20 protein-coding genes are annotated in these 19,911 nt (G+C 42.7%); 16 read left to right on the forward strand and 4 right to left on the reverse strand.

The window, feature by feature from the left end; genetic code table 11:
- Window positions 1-22 precede the first annotated feature (22 nt).
- The 3 genes from ACFSJE_RS10890 to ACFSJE_RS10900 all read left to right on the forward strand — a co-directional run bounded on the left by ACFSJE_RS10890 (window position 23) and on the right by ACFSJE_RS10900 (window position 4,707).
- A complete protein-coding gene (locus tag ACFSJE_RS10890; protein ID WP_379831002.1) occupies window positions 23-1,318 on the forward strand; it encodes an APC family permease in 1,296 nt (431 codons plus the stop codon).
- Window positions 1,315-3,750, forward strand: coding sequence for a family 78 glycoside hydrolase catalytic domain (locus tag ACFSJE_RS10895; protein WP_379831003.1), 2,436 nt, complete (start codon window positions 1,315-1,317; stop codon window positions 3,748-3,750). The genes ACFSJE_RS10890 and ACFSJE_RS10895 overlap by 4 nt, the downstream gene beginning before the upstream one ends.
- A gap of 201 nt (window positions 3,751-3,951) precedes the next feature.
- Window positions 3,952-4,707: a class I SAM-dependent methyltransferase gene (locus tag ACFSJE_RS10900; RefSeq protein ID WP_379831004.1), complete on the forward strand. Its 756-nt coding sequence runs from the start codon at window positions 3,952-3,954 to the stop codon at window positions 4,705-4,707.
- 16 nt (window positions 4,708-4,723) lie between these two features.
- On the opposite strand, the gene brnQ is transcribed toward ACFSJE_RS10900, so the two are convergent.
- Window positions 4,724-5,977: a branched-chain amino acid transport system II carrier protein gene (brnQ, locus tag ACFSJE_RS10905; RefSeq protein ID WP_379831005.1), complete on the reverse strand. Its 1,254-nt coding sequence runs from the start codon at window positions 5,975-5,977 to the stop codon at window positions 4,724-4,726.
- A 265-nt stretch (window positions 5,978-6,242) separates the two neighbouring features.
- On the opposite strand from brnQ, the gene ACFSJE_RS10910 reads away from it, so the two are divergent.
- Window positions 6,243-6,497, forward strand: coding sequence for a hypothetical protein (locus tag ACFSJE_RS10910; protein ID WP_379831006.1), 255 nt, complete (start codon window positions 6,243-6,245; stop codon window positions 6,495-6,497).
- Between the two features lie 131 nt (window positions 6,498-6,628).
- Here ACFSJE_RS10910 and thiL read toward each other — a convergent pair whose 3' ends face one another.
- Window positions 6,629-7,669, reverse strand: a complete 1,041-nt coding sequence (gene thiL / locus ACFSJE_RS10915) for a thiamine-phosphate kinase (protein ID WP_379831007.1) — start codon at window positions 7,667-7,669, stop codon at window positions 6,629-6,631.
- A gap of 75 nt (window positions 7,670-7,744) precedes the next feature.
- Here thiL and ACFSJE_RS10920 point away from each other — a divergent pair, with 75 nt between their 5' ends.
- The 12 genes from ACFSJE_RS10920 (at window position 7,745) to ACFSJE_RS10975 (ending at window position 17,879) form a co-directional block, all read left to right on the forward strand.
- Window positions 7,745-9,004, forward strand: coding sequence for a choice-of-anchor B family protein (locus tag ACFSJE_RS10920; protein WP_379831008.1), 1,260 nt, complete (start codon window positions 7,745-7,747; stop codon window positions 9,002-9,004).
- A 3-nt stretch (window positions 9,005-9,007) separates the two neighbouring features.
- Window positions 9,008-10,351 (forward strand): hypothetical protein, encoded by a 1,344-nt coding sequence (locus ACFSJE_RS10925; protein ID WP_379831009.1) that lies wholly within the window; start codon window positions 9,008-9,010, stop codon window positions 10,349-10,351.
- A 46-nt stretch (window positions 10,352-10,397) separates the two neighbouring features.
- A complete protein-coding gene (locus ACFSJE_RS10930) occupies window positions 10,398-10,607 on the forward strand; it encodes a hypothetical protein (protein WP_379831010.1) in 210 nt (69 codons plus the stop codon).
- A 157-nt stretch (window positions 10,608-10,764) separates the two neighbouring features.
- Window positions 10,765-11,094: a HesB/IscA family protein gene (locus ACFSJE_RS10935; protein WP_379831011.1), complete on the forward strand. Its 330-nt coding sequence runs from the start codon at window positions 10,765-10,767 to the stop codon at window positions 11,092-11,094.
- Between the two features lie 38 nt (window positions 11,095-11,132).
- Window positions 11,133-12,578 carry a Fe-S cluster assembly protein SufB gene (gene sufB / locus ACFSJE_RS10940; protein WP_379831012.1) on the forward strand — a complete coding sequence of 482 codons (1,446 nt, stop codon included), beginning with the start codon at window positions 11,133-11,135 and terminating at the stop codon, window positions 12,576-12,578.
- Window positions 12,579-12,624: 46 nt separating this feature from the next.
- Window positions 12,625-13,377: a Fe-S cluster assembly ATPase SufC gene (gene sufC / locus ACFSJE_RS10945; RefSeq protein ID WP_379831013.1), complete on the forward strand. Its 753-nt coding sequence runs from the start codon at window positions 12,625-12,627 to the stop codon at window positions 13,375-13,377.
- A 59-nt stretch (window positions 13,378-13,436) separates the two neighbouring features.
- The gene (gene sufD / locus ACFSJE_RS10950) at window positions 13,437-14,753 is read left to right on the forward strand and encodes a Fe-S cluster assembly protein SufD (protein ID WP_379831014.1); all 1,317 of its coding nucleotides are present in this window, start codon (window positions 13,437-13,439) and stop codon (window positions 14,751-14,753) included.
- A gap of 26 nt (window positions 14,754-14,779) precedes the next feature.
- Window positions 14,780-16,006 (forward strand): aminotransferase class V-fold PLP-dependent enzyme, encoded by a 1,227-nt coding sequence (locus ACFSJE_RS10955; protein ID WP_379831015.1) that lies wholly within the window; start codon window positions 14,780-14,782, stop codon window positions 16,004-16,006.
- Between the two features lie 72 nt (window positions 16,007-16,078).
- On the forward strand, window positions 16,079-16,501 hold the full coding sequence (locus ACFSJE_RS10960) for a SufE family protein (RefSeq protein WP_379831016.1): 423 nt from the start codon (window positions 16,079-16,081) through the stop codon (window positions 16,499-16,501).
- A gap of 6 nt (window positions 16,502-16,507) precedes the next feature.
- On the forward strand, window positions 16,508-16,837 hold the full coding sequence (locus ACFSJE_RS10965; RefSeq protein WP_379831017.1) for an SUF system Fe-S cluster assembly protein: 330 nt from the start codon (window positions 16,508-16,510) through the stop codon (window positions 16,835-16,837).
- A 117-nt stretch (window positions 16,838-16,954) separates the two neighbouring features.
- Window positions 16,955-17,317: a four helix bundle protein gene (locus ACFSJE_RS10970; RefSeq protein WP_379831018.1), complete on the forward strand. Its 363-nt coding sequence runs from the start codon at window positions 16,955-16,957 to the stop codon at window positions 17,315-17,317.
- Between the two features lie 61 nt (window positions 17,318-17,378).
- Window positions 17,379-17,879, forward strand: coding sequence for a DUF2480 family protein (locus tag ACFSJE_RS10975; protein WP_379831019.1), 501 nt, complete (start codon window positions 17,379-17,381; stop codon window positions 17,877-17,879).
- Between the two features lie 69 nt (window positions 17,880-17,948).
- Here ACFSJE_RS10975 and ACFSJE_RS10980 read toward each other — a convergent pair whose 3' ends face one another.
- Both ACFSJE_RS10980 and ACFSJE_RS10985 read right to left on the reverse strand, forming a co-directional pair.
- Window positions 17,949-19,469: an IPT/TIG domain-containing protein gene (locus ACFSJE_RS10980; protein ID WP_379831020.1), complete on the reverse strand. Its 1,521-nt coding sequence runs from the start codon at window positions 19,467-19,469 to the stop codon at window positions 17,949-17,951.
- A gap of 124 nt (window positions 19,470-19,593) precedes the next feature.
- Window positions 19,594-19,887: a hypothetical protein gene (locus ACFSJE_RS10985; protein ID WP_379831021.1), complete on the reverse strand. Its 294-nt coding sequence runs from the start codon at window positions 19,885-19,887 to the stop codon at window positions 19,594-19,596.
- Window positions 19,888-19,911 lie beyond the last annotated feature (24 nt).

Here is a 19,911-nt window from a genome sequence, read left to right on the forward strand (position 1 = left end):
AATAGAAGAACTTGTCTGGGCAATGTCTAAACCAACCTCAGACGGAACCATAGGACTTAAAGAAGCCATTTCCATCGGAATCGGAGGCATGGTGGGTGGTGGAATTTTTGCCGTTTTGGGACTGGCGGTTTCCCTTGCTCAAGGAGGTACGCCCGTAGCTTTTATTTTGGCAGGGGCTTTGGCGTTGATCACTTCGTACAGTTATGCAAAATTATCACGAAGCTATCCCGATCGGGGTGGTACGGTAAAATTCATCAATCAAGGTTTTGGTCGGACCATTTTTAGTGGGGCCATGAACAATCTGCTGTGGATAAGCTACATTATTATGTTGTCCCTTTATGCTTCGGCCTTTGGTTCTTACGCGCCCAACCTGTTTAAAATCACACCAAACCCAACCATAGATTTTCACATTTATGCCAGTGCCATAATCGTATTGGCCACCGCCATTAATTATTACAGCATTGCGGTCGTGGGCAAAATAGAATCCTATGCTGTAGTGATAAAATTGGTCATTTTGATTGGGTTTATTTTCGTGGGAGCTTATGGTTTGTTTGGAAATTCAAATCTGGAACAGTTGGCCTTGGAACATTGGGAAACCCCTATTAAACTTTTTGCCGGAGGGATGGTCATTTTTGTGGCCTATGAAGGATTTGAACTGATTGCCAACGCAGCTCCGGATATTAAAACCCCTGAAAAGAACATCTCAAAAGCGTATTACATTTCCGTAGGATTCGTGATTGTTCTTTATGTAGTGATTGCCATAGTGACCGTGGGTTCCTTGCCTTTTAAAAATATAGCGGATGCCCAAGATTATGTCCTGGCCGAGGCAGCCAAGCCCATGTTGGGGCAGACCGGATTTACAATCATTACCATTGCAGCTTTGATTTCCACTTTTTCCGCGATCAATGCTTCTTTGTATGGAGGTAGCAGGGTGAATTTTGAAATCGCTGAGGATGATGAACTTCCCCATCACTTTCTGTCCAAATTTTGGAACCAACCTATTGGGTTGATGATTACCGCAATTGCCACTTTGGTTTTGGTAAATCTCTTGGATTTGGAAAGCATTTCTACTGCAGGGAGTATTGGGTTTCTTTTGATTTTTGCCATCGTCAATTATGTGGGATTCAAACTCCATAATGAAATAGGAGCCCGAAAATGGTTGCCCATAACCGGTTGCATCCTTTGCCTATTGGCTTTGGCTACATTGATCATCCAACAATTAAACTCCAACTGGGCGGGAGTAGCCGTTTCTATTGGGCTGATAGGACTCTGCTTTTTAATCGAGTGGGGGTATAAAAAGACTGAACATAAAAAATGATAAATTCCTTGAGTAAACTTTCAAAGCAGATGCCTGTCCTGGCGATTGTTATTTCCTTAATCGCTTTGTCTTGTAACCCGACCGCAAAAACTAAAGAAAAGAATACCGACACCCATGATTTGGTCAACGCCCAATGGATTGCGGTACAAGAGGATTTGCCCAAGGTAGATTCGCTTCTTTATGATGAACATCCCGCGCCCATTTTTCGGAAAGAGTTCAGCATAAAAAAGGATATCCGTTCGGCCAAGTTGTACATTACCTCAGCAGGGTACTATCGGGCGTCACTCAACGGTGAACGAATCGGTAAAAATTACCTTGACCCTGCATGGACCAATTTTGCAAAACGCGTCTATTATTCGGAATATGACCTCACTAAAGACCTAAAACAAGGTGCAAATTGCCTTGGGGTGACTCTTGGGAACGGATTCTATAACCCACTTCCTATGAAAATGTGGGGAAATTTAAATCTACGGGATGCCTTACCCACCGGAAAACCTCAATTCATAGCCAAGTTAAAATTGGAATATGAAAATGGTGAAATAGAAGAGATTCTCACAGATAATACCTGGACCTATTCCTATGGGCCTATTCGAAAAAACAGCGTGTACCTAGGCGAAGTTTATGATGCAGGAAATGAAGTGGCCAAATGGAAAACCGTAGGTTTTAAAGAGGACTCATGGAAAAAAGCTATTGAGACCAAAGGGCCAGGAGGAGTATTGCAAAAATCATTTTTCCCACCCATTCAAATAACGGACATAAAAACCCCTGTGTCTATAGCAAATGTAGCCGATGGAACGTATGTGATTGATATGGGTGTGAATTTTACGGGTTTATACCGAATCCATCTAAAAGGGGAAAAAGGGGATACCATTTCTTTTCGGTTTGGGGAACGAATTTATGACGATGGAACGCTCAATCCCATGACCACGGTAGCAGGTCAGATTAAAAAGAAAGGTACAGGAGGTCCCGGTGCCCCGGAGATTGCTTGGCAGACGGGCAGCTATATTTTTGGGGACAAAAATGAGATTTGGTACCAGCCGGAGTTTACATTTCATACCTATCAATATATGGAAGTATCGGGGCTTAAGAATGCTCCAGACATTGGAGATGTGGAAGGACTTTCACTACATACCACGGTGAAAAATGAGAATAATTTTGCCTCCTCATCAGAACTTATCAATTCCATACAAGAAATTACGGTGCGTACATTTTTGACGAACCTCATCAGTGTGCAATCGGACTGCCCTGCCCGTGAAAAGTTTGGCTACGGAGGGGATTTAAATGCGACGAGTGAATCGTTCATTTACAATGCAGACATGCAAGATTTTTATAGAAAGACCATTTACGATTGGGTCGATGCGATGAATGATTCAACCTTTGTGGATACTGCGCCTTATGTGGGTATAAAGTATTGTGGGTTGAGTTGGGAATCGGCCTTTATCACCACCCAAAATAAGCTTTGGCTCTATTACAAGGATGCCGACATTATTAAGGAATTGTATGAAAAGGATTTACAATGGATGGATAAAGCAGCTCGTATTCATCCTAATGGCATTGTAGACGAAGGTTTGGCCGACCATGAGTCGTTGGAGCCAGTTCCTGTTGAACTGACCGGAACCTCACATTACCTTCAGTGTGCACGCATCATGAAAGATTTTGCGGCTTACATGGGAGATGCAGCCCATGAAAAACACTTTGAAACCCTCACGGATAAACTAGAAACCATCCTTGTTGACCGTTTTTGGAAGACTCCCGTCACGGAGCCCATAAATAAACAAACCCTTTTCTCGACATTGGTTTATTACGATGTTATTCCAGAAAATGAAATGGAACAAGCGACCGACTCGTTGCTGGCTTCCTTATCTGGACCAGAGGGACATTTTACCACGGGTATTTTTGGAACCAAGTACATGTTGGAAGCGCTATCCAAAACGGGGAATGCCAATACCGTGTACAATATTGTCAACAGCACCGCCTACCCCGGTTGGGGCTATATGATAGATCAGGGGGCAACCACCCTTTGGGAAACCTGGAAGGAAAGTGACAATACCTATTCTAATAATCATCCGATGTTTGGCACGGTGACCGAATGGTTTTATCGATGGCTTGGGGGCATTCGACCCGATCCCGATTACCCAGGATTTGAGAAATTTTTCATCAATCCGGCATTGCCCGATGATTTGTCGGAAGTTACGAGTTCATACCACTCACCTTTAGGTGAAATCGTTTCCAACTGGAAAAAAGAGAAAGGAAAACAGCTTTTCGAAATAACCATTCCTGAAAACAGCGCGGCATGGGTCGAACTTCCAGTAGGTGAGGAACAGGAAATTTCCATTTCTAAAAATGGAACCGCGATTTCTACGGAAAGCAATGGGAATAAAAAAGGATCCTTTGAGCTAACATCAGGCAGCTATACCATTTGGGTTGAATAGGTATACATCCTTTTGAGCCAAATTGAGAATTCGTTGAAATTATTGTCTTGAATTGTTGATTACATTCCCCACTATGAAGGCCAGCACCGCAGGCAATACCGATCTCAACTGGTACTTCGTCAATTCATATACCCAATCCATCAATCGGCAGATTGTACTTAACTGAGTTGCTGTTAATTTTTCTAGAGAAAAATAAATAACATGCAGCAAAGAAAAAATGGTCTTAATAGGTTGTTGACGGAGTATAAAAAATCAAAAAAAGAAAGTATGTATGCTGGGGATAGAGTGCTTTGTCCCATTTGCATGTCATGCTATAAAGAATTTGGGCCGTATGGAAAAAGGAAGAGAAAAAATGCAAGATGCCACAATTGTCTTTCTCTAGAAAGGCATCGTTTGGTTTGGAGTTATATTCAAGAGAAAAAATTGCTGAAGGAAGGAATGACCCTATTGCATTTTGCTCCCGAAAAAGTATTCTACGCTTGGTTTTCCGCGATGGATTATATTGAATATCTCCCCTGTGATTTGAATCCAGAAGATTTTGATTTTCAAGAAAAAGTAGAGATTGTAAAAGTTGATATTACCAATATACCCTTTGTAGATAATTCATTTGATTTTATATTATGCAACCATGTTCTAGAGCACATTCCGAATGATAGGCAGGCCTTGTCTGAATTGTTTAGGGTAATGAAAAAGGGAGGCTGTGGTATCTTTCAAGTTCCCATTGATTATTCTAGAGAGGTTACATATGAAGATTTAACGATCACTTCCAAAAAGGGAAGATTAAAGGCATTTGGTCAACGTGATCATGTAAGATGGTATGGGAAAGATTATGTGAACAGACTTGCTCATGCAGGGTTCAATGTTCAACAGGATGACTTTTTGAATGAGTTTTCGGAACAGGAGCAGTATCGATTTGGGTTTGATGAAACTGAAATGATTTACTTCTGTAGGAAATAAAAGATTTCAAAAATGATCATTTTATATTGCCAACCATAAAAGCCACCACCGCAGGCAATATCCATCCCAATTGAAATTGGGCCAGTGGCAACCATTCTAAGTAGTGGTAGGGCACCAAAAAGCCAAGGGTGCCCAAAAAATCAGGAATACTGAAAACAATTGTGGTGATGACCACCCACCTGAAGACGGCTGGTGACGCCCATTTTTCAGGAACAACATTCAAAAGAATCAATATAATGGTAATGGGGTAGATAAACATGAGTGCCGGTAGGGCCACTGCAATAATATATCCCACATTAAACTGACCTATTAGCACGCCTAAAAGGCATCCAAACAGTGCAGTTATTCGGTAGGCCACATTTGAGTCGTTGAACCGAGCGCGTACAAAATCCGAAGTCCCCGTAACAATCCCAACAGCGGTGGTAAAACAAGCTAGACTTACCAAAAGACTCAAGAATAGGGTGGCAGTGCTACCAAGGGTTTCGGTGCTTATACCACTTAAAAGGGTGGTTCGGGTAATGTCCGAGGCAAAAACATCACTGAATAAAGCCCCAGTTAAAATGAGCCCGGCATAGACGAGAAGCAATCCCAATCCGGCCCAAAATCCTGCCTTTCGTATGAGGTCTTTTTTGGTTTCATAACTCGCCGTTTTGTCTTTTATATTGATGGAAATAATAATGACGGCTCCCACGACCACAGCACCAATGGCATCAAAGGTTTGGTAGCCTTCCAAAATGCCATCACTCAACGGATGTTTTAGTTCCGAAGTGGAAAAATCAAAATCCAAAGTACCTAAAGCTGTAGCCACAATGAGCAAAAGAATAATAAGGATGCCGGGGGTGAGCAGTTTTCCAACGATATCCAGCACCTTGGACCGATTGATGGCAAATACGAAAACCAACGCAAAGTAAATGAGACTGGTGAGCAAGGAAGAGGAATCAAAGAGGGGCTGAATGGCCATCTCATGGGTTACCGATGCTGTTCTGGGCGAGGGGAGGGCAATGGCGATGGCATAGATCAGGTAGCAATACACCAAACTGAACGTTGGGGATACCTTTTTAGCGAAATCGAACAGTGTACCTTGGAGTCGGGCATGGGCCAAAATGCCCAAAATGGGAATCAAAACAGCAGATAGACAAAATCCCAAAGTGACCAACCACCAAGAATCACCTGATTTAAATCCCAAAAGAGGCGGCAAGATAAGATTGCCCGCTCCAAAAAAGAGGGAAAAAAGGGCAAACGATGTAATTGTTAACGTTTTTTTGTTCATAAGATGTTGATAATTATCAGGCAATGTAGTATATTTCGAAAGTGCGCTTCAACGAAAATAATTGACTTTTTGACGATTATGATGTATTTCATCGAAAAAAAGTAGTTGCACAAATTTGATCAAAATAAAAAGTTATCAACATTCGTTGAGATAGAAAACCATTAACTTAAAATCAAACGTATAACTGAAAATTACTAATTAATCAAAACGGCATTTTAAACGATCCCCAAATCGCATCGATGCTTACCTAAAACACAACCGGCTTATGAAAACTTCTACCCACCACCATGGCAACAAAATCTCTTCTTTATTCTGCAACGTATTTGGTCACCACTATGTAGTTTCCAAAAAAGTTACACAACACATTAAGGAATACAAGTGCGTCCATTGTCAAAAAGAAGTTACCACAGATGTTAGTGGTAGACTTTCTATTTTGACTCCCCAGATGCAGGAAATCAACAACACTTTAGAGGACATGTACAGAAAACGAAGAACAAAATTGGTACAGCGCGTGGCGTAACCATTTTTTTTCTTCAAGAAGTTTTTACGGTTTATCCCGGACTTAAGAAAGTACCTACTGCTATACAGGTCGCGTGCCCCAAGACCATGAAGTGGATACCCTTGAGTTTCGGGATTTTTTGTGTCTATCCGTTAAAAAGAATTCCATCCTTGGGCCTTAAGCGGAATTTTGGTTTCAGCGCGGGTAATAAGATGTGCACCTTCGCTCTTATCGGTGATGTGACCAATGACAGTCAAATTGGGATTGGCTTTTATTTTGGGAAAATCAGCTTGGGCTATGGTAAACAATAATTCGTAATCCTCTCCACCACTCAACGCTATCATGGTGCTATCCATTTGAAACTCTTCGGAGGTGGAAATCACCGTTGGGTCCAACGGAATTTTATCTTCAAAAAGGTTGCAGCCTACATCACTTCGCTTGCAGAGATGCAGAATTTCCGATGACAATCCATCGCTGATATCAATCATGGAAGTGGGCTTTACTTCCAGTTTTTTGAGCAGTTCCACAATGTCTTTGCGCGCCTCCGGTTTCAGCTGGCGCTCCACAATATAGGAGTAAGGTTCCAGATCGGGTTGACTTTCCGGGTTGACCTTAAAAACTTCTTTTTCCCGTTCCAAAACTTGTAGTCCCAAATAGGCACCACCTAAATCTCCGGTGACCACCAAAAGGTCATTCGGTTTAGCCCCTTTACGATAAACTATATCCTTTTCTTGAGCCATCCCCAAAGCCGTAACACTAATGAGCATTCCTTTGTTGGAAGAAGTGGTGTCTCCCCCTACCAAATCCACATTATAAAGTTTGCAAGCCAAGGCCACTCCAGCATAAAATTCTTCCAAGGCCTCCAACGGAAATCGATTAGAAACGGCTATGGAAACCGTTACTTGGGTAGCTTCGGCATTCATGGCATAAATATCGGATAGGTTCACCATGACCGATTTGTAGCCCAAATGTTTTAGAGGGGTATAACTGAGGTCAAAATGTACCCCTTCCACCAACATATCGGTGGAAACCACCGTTTTTTTGTCCTTGAAATCCAAAACGGCAGCGTCATCTCCAATGCCCATTTTGGATGAAGGGTGGTGCAGTTCAAAGTTTTGGGTAAGGTGGTCAATCAGGCCAAATTCTCCCAATTCTTCAAGTGATGTACGTTGTGGATTCTTGTCTTCTAGCATTCGGCAAAAGTAAAAAGGATAATTTTAAATTGTATCTTTAAAAGAAAACAAACTTTCAATTGCTATGTTATGGGAATGAAAGCGTTAATACCATTTTTAGTCATTTTATTTTTTGCGTCGTGCTCTGGCGATGGAACTGTTGATTCGGGAGAAGATGATGGAATGGGTATGGTTGATGATGGCCCGGATATTGGGGACGGAAGTGTTTTTCTTGGATTTACCCCATGTGAAGCAGGAATAGCAACGGTTTACCCCTGTGAAGGATATGACCTTCTTTTTCAGATGCGATTGGATGCTTTCAAAGCAAGTGCTGGGAATGACATTTGGGGTTGGACCGATGCTTCCACCGGGAACGAATACGCATTGGTCGGATTGGATAACGGCACTGCCTTTGTGGACATTACCGATACTTCAAATCCAGTTTATCTGGGAAAACTTCCCACCGCTACTGAATCCAGTATTTGGCGAGATATTAAAGTGTATGGGGACTATGCCTTTATTGTGTCCGAAGCCGCTAACCATGGTATGCAGGTTTTCGACCTAAAGAAACTACGCAATGTTACAGACCCGCCACAGCTCTTTGCTTCGGATGCCCGCTATACTGGAATTGGGAATGCCCACAATATTGTGATCAATGAAGAAACGGGTTTTGCTTACCCTGTAGGAACAGCTCGAAATGATGCGTTTAATGGAGGCGTCCATTTTGTAGATATCCAAAATCCAACCAGTCCAACCGGAGTGGGAGGTTATGGTGCCAATGGCTACACGCATGATGCCCAAGTGATTACGTACAATGGACCGGACACCGATTATTCGGGGCGAGAAATTTTTATTGGAGCCAATGAAACCCAGATAGCCATTGCCGATATTACCGATAAATCCAACCCGACTGAAATTGCCACTCTCACGTACGCAAATCGAGGATATACCCATCAAGGGTGGTTTACAGACAATCATCGCTATTACATTTTGGGCGATGAAACCGATGAAATCAATTTTGGTTTTGATTCCAGAACTCTGGTTTTTGATATGACCGATTTGGACAATCCTGTGCTGCACACTACGTACATTGGTCCCACTTCGGCCACGGACCATAACGGTTATGTAAAAGGGAACGAATTCTTCTTGGCCAATTATTCAGCAGGAATACGGGTTTTGGACATTTCAGGCATTGACTCAGAAACCATTACCGAAACAGGTTTTTTCGACACCCACCCTTCCAACAACGTACCCGGATTTGATGGTGTTTGGAGTGTTTACCCCTATTTTGAAAGTGGCAAAATCATCATCAACGATACCGAGGCAGGGTTGTTCGTGGTTCAAAAATCCAATTAAGCCATGAAAAAGCTCGGATATATTTTCTTTATGATGAGTCTGTTGTCATGCTCTGATGATGATTCGCCAACCGATACACCATTGCAAGACTCCTTTCTCGGTGAAGTGGAATGGATCAAAAGTTTTGGGGGCTCGGGAGAAGATGCAGGGCATGATATCATTCAAACTGCGGATGGAGGTTATGCCATTTTGGGCTTTAGCAATAGTACCGATGGAGACTTGGCCCATAAAACTCTGGCCGTAAGTGATTATTGGCTCTTGAAACTGGATTCTGAGGGCAACAAAGAATGGAGTAAAACCTACGGTGGAAGCAAGGAAGATTTAGGCCAAGCTGTGATTCAGACTTCGGATGGAGGTTACGCCATTGTGGGCTATGCAATGAGCGATGATGGAGATGGGAGCAACAACGAAGGGTTCCATGACAATTGGATTCTTCGGTTGGATGCAGCAGGCAACATTTTATGGGAGCATAGTTTTGGATTTGCAGGACACGACCATTCGTATGATGTCATTCAAACTACCGATGGGGGCTTCTTTTTTGCCGGGTTTTTGGATGTGACCCTCTCTGATGGTGAGGGAAATTTTGGAAAAGGATCAAGCTCGCTGACCAGTCATGGGGTGGGGGAATTTTGGGGCACCAAGCTCGATGCCGATGGTAATTTGGAATGGCGTCGCTATTTTGGGGGAACCAACAACGATCGCGCCCACGGAGTGGTTCAGGCAGATGATGGCAGCTATGTGATGGCAGGCTTTTCCGAAAGTGACGATTTTGATGTATCAAACACCAAGGGAAGCTACGATTTTTGGGTCGTTAAAGTAGCGCCGGATGGAACTTTGGTTTGGGAAAAATCCTTTGGCGGAACAGGTATCGAGGTTTCGTATGACATCAAAAAGACCTTGGACGGAAACTACGCCATTTTAGGACACACCTTCAGTACCGATACCGACATTTCCAAAAATCATGGAGAGTCCGATGTGTGGCTCATCAAAATAGATAATGATGGAAAGTTGCTTTGGGAGAAAACCTTTGGCGGAACCGAGTTTGACGATGCCAGAGGGTTGGGTCTAACGGCAGATGGAGGTTTCTTGATAGCCGGAAACTCAAAGAGCATGAACGGTGATGTTTTGGAGAATCATGGTGAAAATGATTTTTGGGTTGTTCGGGCCGATGCGGATGGAAAGCTTGTTTACCAAAAAACGTTTGGGGGGACCGACCTTGACTTTGGGTTCGATGTGGTACAAAGTTCGGATGGAAGTGTGGTACTTATTGGAAATTCGTCCAGCACTGATTTTGAAGATATTGAGGCAAAAGGCATGTCCGATTTGGTTGTCATAAAATTGAAGTAATTCCAAATCAATATCTTTGAGCGAATACGAATTAAAACATACGATAATGAAAAAGTTGATTTTAATAGTAATGACAGTGGTTTCCATCAGTGCATTTTTCTCTTGCAGAGAGCAAAAAGAAGAGAAACCCGAGGTCATAGAAAAAACAGTGGAAGAAGACGATGAAGGCGTTTTGGAAAAGGTAGGTAAAGAAGTTGACGAAGAGGTGAATGAGGAAATCGATGAAACTATTGACAAGATAGGAGACGATAATTAACCACATGTCACGTATGGATATAGGCCAACCTAGTTTAGGTTGGCCTTTTTTTATAGCAAAAACTTATGCCAGTATTCGTTATTAATATGTTAGGAACTATGGAAAAACCCTACTTATACAGTATATTTGTGGGCTATTTAGAACAAATCCAGTTAAGATGATAAAAGTTTCGGAAACTGCTAAGCAGAAAGTGGTGTCGCTCATGACCGAGGAAGGTTATGATGCCAGCACCGATTTTGTGCGTGTAGGTGTAAAAAGTGGAGGGTGCAGCGGTTTGTCCTATGAATTGAAGTTTGATAAATCAGCTGCTGATACCGATAAGATTTTTGAAGATAATGCCGTGCGCATCATCGTAGATAAAAAGAGTTTTTTATACCTCGTGGGCACTACATTGGAATATTCAGGGGGATTGAACGGAAAAGGCTTTGTCTTTAACAACCCCAATGCACAGCGCACTTGCGGTTGTGGGGAGAGTTTTTCACTCTAAGGCTTGATAAAGAGCGTTCATTTGACTAACTTAAGTTTATGGCTTATACAGAAGAAGAATTAAAAAAAGAACTGGAAACCAAGGAGTATGAGTATGGTTTCTACACAGATATAGAATCGGACACCCTGCCCAAGGGATTGAACGAGGAAATCGTCATTGCCATTTCCAAAAAGAAAGAGGAGCCGGATTGGATGACTGCTTGGCGTTTGGAAGCTTTTAGGGCATGGGAACAAATGAAGGAGCCGGAATGGGCCAATGTGAAGTACAAGAAGCCCAATTTTCAGGATATTTCCTATTATTCCGCACCCAACAAAAAACCCAAATACAACAGTTTGGATGAAGTAGATCCCGAATTGTTGGACACCTTCAAAAAGCTGGGTATCTCCTTGGATGAGCAAAAGAAACTGGCTGGGGTTGCTGTGGATATTGTAATGGATTCCGTTTCTGTGGCCACCACCTTTAAAAAGACTTTGGCTGAAAAGGGTATTATTTTCTGCTCCATCTCAGAAGCAATCAAGGAACACCCAGAGTTGGTGAAAAAATATATCGGCTCGGTAGTGCCCAAAAAGGACAATTTTTATGCGGCATTGAATTCAGCGGTTTTTTCTGATGGGTCTTTCTGCTACATTCCAAAGGGAGTGCGTTGTCCTATGGAATTGTCCACCTATTTCCGAATCAACCAAGCCGGAACAGGTCAGTTTGAGCGGACCTTGGTCATTGCCGATGAAGGAAGCTACGTGAGCTATTTGGAAGGATGCACTGCGCCCATGCGAGACGAAAACCAATTGCATGCTGCGGTTGTAGAACTCATCGCTCTGGATAATGCCGAAATTAAATATTCCACCGTTCAGAACTGGTTCCCTGGCGATAAAGAAGGGAAAGGTGGAGTTTTCAACTTTGTGACCAAACGAGGTCTTTGCGAAAAAAACGCCAAAATTTCTTGGACTCAGGTGGAAACAGGTTCAGCCGTTACTTGGAAATATCCTTCCTGCATTTTGAAGGGAGACAATTCCATCGGTGAGTTTTATTCCATCGCGGTGACCAATAATTTTCAGCAGGCGGATACGGGTACGAAGATGATTCACTTGGGAAAAAACACCCGAAGTACGATCATCTCCAAAGGAATTTCTGCAGGAAAATCACAGAACAGTTACCGAGGATTGGTACAGGTGAACAGCAGGGCAGAAAATGCACGAAACTTTTCCCAGTGTGATTCTTTGTTGATGGGAAATGAATGTGGAGCACATACCTTCCCATACATTGAGGTGAAAAATAAAACGGCTCAGATTGAGCATGAGGCCACTACCAGTAAAATTGGTGAGGACCAAATTTTTTATTGCAACCAACGTGGAATCGATACGGAAAAAGCCATCGCTTTGATCGTGAATGGTTTCAGTAAGGAGGTATTGAACAAACTTCCGATGGAATTTGCTGTGGAGGCACAAAAATTATTGGAAATCAGCCTTGAAGGTTCCGTAGGATAATATTAAAGCATTAGTCAACCGACAAAAATAATTTGAAGAAGAACAGATGTTAGAAATCAAAAATTTACACGCCAGCATAGATGACAAAAAAATCCTGAAGGGCATCAACCTTGAGGTAAATGCAGGAGAGGTACACGCCATTATGGGCCCCAACGGTTCAGGGAAGAGTACCTTGGCTTCCGTGATTGCCGGAAAAGAAGAATTCGAAATCAAAAAAGGAAGCATTTCCTTGGAAGGTGAAGATTTGGAAGAATTGGCCCCAGAAGAAAGAGCCCATAAAGGTATCTTTTTGTCGTTCCAATATCCGGTTGAAATCCCTGGTGTATCGGTGACCAACTTCATCAAAACGGCCATCAACGAATCCAGAAAGGCTCGTGGTTTGGAAGATATGCCCGCCAACGAAATGCTGAAACTGATTCGTGAGAAATCGCAATTGTTGGAGATTGACCGCAAGTTCTTGTCTCGTTCCCTGAATGAAGGATTTTCCGGTGGGGAGAAAAAACGTAACGAAATCTTCCAGATGGCCATGATGGAACCCAAACTGGCCATTTTGGATGAAACCGACTCTGGATTGGACATTGATGCGTTGCGTATTGTGGCCAATGGGGTCAACAAATTGCGTAGCAAGGACAATGCAATCATCGTGATTACCCACTACCAGCGTTTGTTGGAATACATCGTTCCAGATTACGTTCATGTATTGCATGATGGTAAAATCGTGAAATCCGGCACCAAGGAATTGGCCTTGGAATTGGAAGAAAAAGGATACGATTGGTTAAAGCAAGAAGCCACGGTATAATAATTTAAAGACTTCTGATATCAGATATCTGATGTCTGAACTCTGACAACTGAAAAAGAATGGATTTAAAAGATAAATTACTCTCATCGTTCTTGGCTTTTGAGAACACTATGGACTTGGACCACCCTGTTCATGATGTACGCTCTGAGGCAATCAAGAACTTTGAGGAAAAAGGGTTTCCTTCCAAAAAAGAGGAAGCGTGGAAATATACGTCACTGAACAGCTTGCAAAAGGTGGACTTCAGCATTTTCCCAAAACAGGAAAATACCCTGGAGTACAAGGACATCAAGAAGTACTTTTTGCATGAGATAGACACCTACAAGATTGTTTTTGTAGATGGGGTCTACAGTTCATACCTATCTGAAACTACCCATGATGGGGTGGATGTGTGTTTGATGAGCTCCGCGTTCAGCAAGCCCATGTTCCGCCCGGTGATTGATGTGTACTTCAACAAAGCCGCTTCCAAAGACGAGTCTTTGACCACATTGAACACCGCTTTTTGCAAGGAAGGAGCCTATATCTATATTCCAAAGAACAAAATGCCCAAAAAGCCCATCCAAATCTTGCATTTGGCCACGGGCAATGAAGCCGCGCTGATGTTACAGCCTCGAAATTTGATCGTTGCAGAGCAAAATGCCGAAGTGCAGATCATAGAGCGTCACCAAAGTTTAACAGACAATGAGGTCTTCACCAATTCCGTAACCGAGATTTTTGCAGGCAAGGATGCTATTGTGGACTACTACAAGGTGCAAAATGACAATGATAATGCTTCGTTGGTGGACAACACCTATATTTCGCAGAAGGACAGCAGCGTGGTTCGGGTGCATACCTTTTCCTTTGGAGGAAAATTGACCCGTAACAACCTGAACTTCTATCAAAACGGGGAGCGTATCGATTCAACCTTAAAAGGGGTGACCATTTTGGGCGAAAAGCAGCATGTGGACCATCATACCTTGGTGCACCATGCCCAACCAAATTGTGAAAGCCATCAAGATTATAAAGGAATTTTTGGGGAACGCTCCACTGGGGTTTTCAATGGAAAGATCATTGTGGACAAAATTGCCCAAAAAACCGATGCTTTTCAGCAGAACAACAACATTTTGATCAGTGATAAGGCCACCATCAACTCAAAACCGCAATTGGAGATTTTTGCCGACGATGTAAAATGTTCCCACGGGTGTACCATTGGTCAGTTGGATGAGGAAGCTTTATTCTACCTAAGATCAAGGGGAATACCCAAAAAAGAGGCCACAGCATTGTTGATGTATGCCTTCGCCAACAACGTATTGGAAAGCGTTCGAATTCCAGAATTAAAGGTTCGGATCAACAAGATTATCGCCAACAAGTTGGGCGTTCGCGTTGGATTTGAGCTTTAAGGACTGCAACCCATAAGGGGAAACTCATGATACAAACCTCTCTCGATATCGCCACCATCCGAAAGGATTTTCCCATCCTCAACCGAAAGGTCAATGGGCAACCTTTGGTGTATCTGGACAATGCGGCAACATCCCAAACACCGCAGCAGGTTATTGATGTGATTGTGGAGTATTATCAAGGCTATAATGCCAATATCCACCGTGGGGTACACAGCCTTTCCCAAGAAGCTACGGATGCCTACGAAGTGGCCCGAAAGAAGATTCAGGCGCATTTCAACATTGCGAAATCGCAAGAGGTGATTTTTACCTCCGGCACCACCCATGGCATTAATTTAGTGGCCACTGGATTCACTTCTTTTTTGCAGAAAGGGGATGAGGTCATTGTTTCGGCCATGGAGCATCATTCCAATATTGTGCCATGGCAAATGTTGTGCGAACGTACCGGTGCGACCCTGAAAGTCATTCCCATGAATGTAGAGGGAGAACTGATCATGGAGGAATACCATAAACTGTTATCGGAAAAGACCAAGTTGGTGTTCTGTAACCATGTTTCAAACGCCTTGGGCACCATCAACCCCATTGAAGAAATTATTGAGGCGGCCCACAAAGTAAGTGCTTCGGTTTTGATTGACGGCGCACAGGCTGCTGCCCATATCAAGCCAGATTTGCAAGCATTGGATGTGGATTTTTATGTGGTTTCGGCCCATAAAATGTGTGGACCGACTGGTGTAGGGATGTTGTATGGTAAAGAGGAGTGGCTCAAAAAATTACCGCCCTACCAAGGTGGGGGTGAAATGATTGCAGAGGTCACCTTTGAAAAAACCACCTATGCCGATCTGCCCCACAAGTTTGAAGCAGGAACGCCGAACATTTGCGGGGGAATCGCCTTTGGTGCCGCATTGGATTATATGAACAGCATCGGGTTTGAAGCCATTGCCCAATATGAAGATGAACTTATGCACTATGCCACGGAGCAATTGCTGAGTATTGAAGGGTTACGTATTTATGGCAACGCCAAGCACAAAACTTCGGTGATTTCGTTCAATATTGAAGGGATTCACCCCTATGATATTGGCACCATTCTGGACAAATTGGGCATCGCTGTCCGTACCGGACACCATTGCGCCCAGCCCATTATGGATTTTTATAAAATTCCAGGTACGGTTCGGGCCAGTTTCAGTTTTTACAACACCAGGGAAGAGGTTGATAAGCTGGTGGAAGGCGTAAAACGCGCCAAAAGCATGTTGGAATAACCGATTCGTTATCTTTGTCTTAAAGACTTGATACGCATTTGTCCGAGTTGTACTTTTGAAGAAATCAGACACATGACCATACAAGAAATACAGGAAGATATTATTGACGAGTTCTCCCTATTCGACGACTGGATGCAGCGCTACGAATACATGATAGAACTGGGCAAATCCCTTCCCTTGATTGAAGAACAATACAAAGTGGATGACAACCTTATTAAAGGTTGCCAGAGTAAGGTTTGGGTGCACGCTGAGTTGGATGGTGACAAATTGGTGTTCACTGCGGATAGTGATGCCATCATCACCAAAGGGATCATTGCTATTTTGATTCGCGCTTTTAGCAACCAAAAACCGCAGGACATCATTGAAGCCGATACGGCCTTTATTGACGAAATTGGATTGAAAGAGCATTTATCCCCAACCCGTGCCAATGGACTGGTAAGCATGGTAAAGCAATTGAAACTGTACGCCGTAGCCTACCAAACACAATTAAATTAGAACAAGATGAGCGAAGAAATCACCATAGATACCCAAGAATTGGGAGAGAAAATAGTAAGGGTTCTCAAGACCATTTATGACCCAGAAATTCCTGTGGACATTTATGAATTAGGATTGATTTACGACGTGTTCGTAAATGAAGACAACGATGTAAAGATTTTGATGACCTTAACGTCGCCCAATTGCCCTGTGGCGGAAACCTTGCCTGTTGAAGTGGAAGAAAAGGTAAAATCCCTTGATGATTTAAATGATGTGGAGGTGGAAATCACCTTTGATCCCCCTTGGACCCAAGAATTGATGAGCGAGGAAGCAAAGTTGGAGCTGGGACTGTTGTAGTTTTTCAGATGTCAGATATCTGAAATCAGGCGTCAGAGTTCAAGAATTAGTTAAAAGCATAGAATCTTAAAAAATAAGGTATCATAACCTCGGATATCTAAAATAGTGCATGCTATTATGGATAAGGGGTTTGAACAAATCATTTCTTGGAAGCTAGCCCGAAAGCTCAACAAGGAAATTTATAGGATTACCTGCGATACTGGTTTTCAATGGGATTTTGCGTTGCGGGACCAAATTAGAAGAGCTTCGATTTCTATCTCTTCGAATATTGCGGAAGGTTATGGAAGAAAAACTGACAAAGAGTTCATTTATTTTTTGAATGTGGCCAAAGCATCATGTTACGAAGTAAAGTCACAGCTCTATTTAGCGTTGGATACGGACTATATTAGAAAGGAACTGTTCGATAAAGTATACCAGCTTTGTGATGAAATTTCCAAGACCCTTCATGGATTGATAAAACATTTAGAAAACAAACAATGATTGATTTTTCAGAAATCTGACATCTGAAGTCTGATATCTGAGTACTGAAACCTGAAATCTTATGTCTGATATAATAAACAGAGTAGCCCAAAGCAAACTGGTCACTTTTGATCTAGAGGAATTGTATCCCAAAGGGGAACGCAAGGTTCTGGATATTAAAGACTGGTTGTTGGAAGGTATTATTTTACGCGAAAAGGAGTTCAGAACCCATGTCGAGGAACACGAATGGTCTACCTACCAAGATAGTTATGTGGCCCTGCAATGCTCCACCGATGCCATTGTGCCCGGATGGGCGTTTATGCTAATTGCTTCCAAATTGACCCCCTTTGCCAAAAAAGTGGTGGTTGGGAGCCTCGAAGATTTGGAAACAGCACTTTACCAAACAATTCTACAAGACTTGGACGTATCTCCATACGCAGACAAGCCTGTGATCATAAAAGGCTGCTCCAAAAAGCCCGTTCCAGAAAATGCCTACCTCATGGCGATTGAAAAAATACAGCGCGTGGCCAAAAGCATGATGTATGGGGAGGCTTGTTCTTCGGTGCCCTTGTTTAAAAGATAATAAAATCTATAATAGTGAAACCAAAAGCCCAACTAAATTGTTAAGGCAGTTGCTATTTAAAAGATTAAATTATTTTACATATATGGAATAAGAATTACTGTTTTCCAAACCATCACCCAGTTCTATGGGCTCTCCATTCTTCCACATAGTAGCAGTGAAGATTTGATTTTTCACTTCATAACCAGTCACGTAAACATCGTTTTCAAATATAAAAACAGCATTTGCACGCGCTTCATTGGTTCCATCCGTAAGGTTGGTGGCGATATCATTCACCCATAATTTGGCCACGCTGATACCTCCTTCCTCTTCATACCCTACTACATATAGATCTGATTCAAATACCAACACGGAGTTTGCGCTAGCATTGCTTGTACCATCGGTAATACTTGTATCTCCACCATTTACCCATAATTTAGCTACATTAATCCCATCGATTATTTCATGCCCTACTGTAAAAACACCAAAGCCATTGGCAAAAACGGCGTTGGCAAAAGTATCGTTAGAGCTAAAAGATACAGGTATGTTCGACCCAAACCCCCAATATCTAGCCTGAGTTATTTGATCGGTAGTTTCATATCCTGCCACATAAGCACTGGATCCGACCGCATACATTCCTGTAACATAGTTGTCCGTTGTTCCATCGGAAAGGTCCGTGACAATCCCGTCCACCCATAGTTTGGCCACTTGAACGCCATTTATTCGTTCAGAACCAGCTACCATTAGTTTTTCGTTACTTACCGCGATTGAATTTGCATAGGACGGATTTGAATCATCGGTCAAAGGAATTAAAGTGCCATCGAACCAAACCCTAGCCCTATCATCTCCATTAACATTCTCATACCCAGCAGCAAAGAAAGTTTCTCCATCTGATAAAGGAAAAACAGAATATGCTCTGGCCTCACTAGAACCATCACTTAAAGCGATAGGTTCCCCATTCTTCCATACATGAGCTACATTTGTGCCACCTATGCTTTGATATCCAGCGACATAAACATTAGGATTTACGGTTATTTCGCACATGTCGGAAACACCATCCACTTCAGCAGAAATAACGGCATTTCCGGAATTCAGGGCAGTAACATTCCCATTATCATCCACTATAGCCACGTTTTCATTGTTGGAGGACCACGTTATGGGCTTTGCACTACCATCACCCGTAACCATAGCTTCAAGGACTGCACTTTCACCAGTGAAGATTTCAAGCGCTTCTTTGTCTATTTCAATAGCGGTTGGCACTACATTAGGTTCAACCGTAAACAAGGCACTCGAAGTTACCGTCTTGACCCCAACGGTAACGCTTATCTTTCCCGTGGTCGCCCCTTCAGGAACCGTGATAAAGATTTCGGTGGCCGAGGAACTTGTTATGGGTGCGGTGGTATTTCCAATTTTTACGGTATTGTCGGATTTGGTGGAACTAAAATTTGATCCCTGAATCCAGACAGTGGTACCCACATTTCCTTCCAATGGGCTAAAACTTGTAATTTTTAGTCCTGTTTCTTTCGGGCTATCTGTCCCGTCGTCTTTACTACAGGAAAGGATGGTCAATCCTATACAAAGTAATAGCGATGCTAAAAAAGCAATTTTTTTCATGATTTTAATAATTCAACGGTTAAAGTCTACTAAGGAAGCATAAAATGTCAGCGCTACATTTAGACAATTCACGTATGCCCTTTTTGGGTTGATGGATAAGGGTTCAGTAGTCAGTTATCAGGGGTCAGATTTCAGAAATAGGAATAGGGTCAACAACGATCAATGAAAATTGGTGAAGGGTAATGGGGTCTCGGCTCGTTAAAGCGATATGGATTCTTCGCTTTTGCCTATGGTAACCGCTCAGAATGACAACTAGAACGCAACTGGAAACAGGCCAATTGTCATTTTGAAATGAGCGCAGCGATTGAGAAATCTGTTTTTTAGACGATAGATTCCTATTTGCCCGTACCATGGTGCTTCGACTCCGCTCAGCACCCATGCGGGAATAAAAAAACCCGACCAAGATGGCCGGGCTCATATCCACAACTAAATTTTTTGGGTT

This window comes from Flagellimonas iocasae (genome assembly GCF_042682725.1).
Lineage (GTDB): Bacteria > Bacteroidota > Bacteroidia > Flavobacteriales > Flavobacteriaceae > Flagellimonas > Flagellimonas iocasae.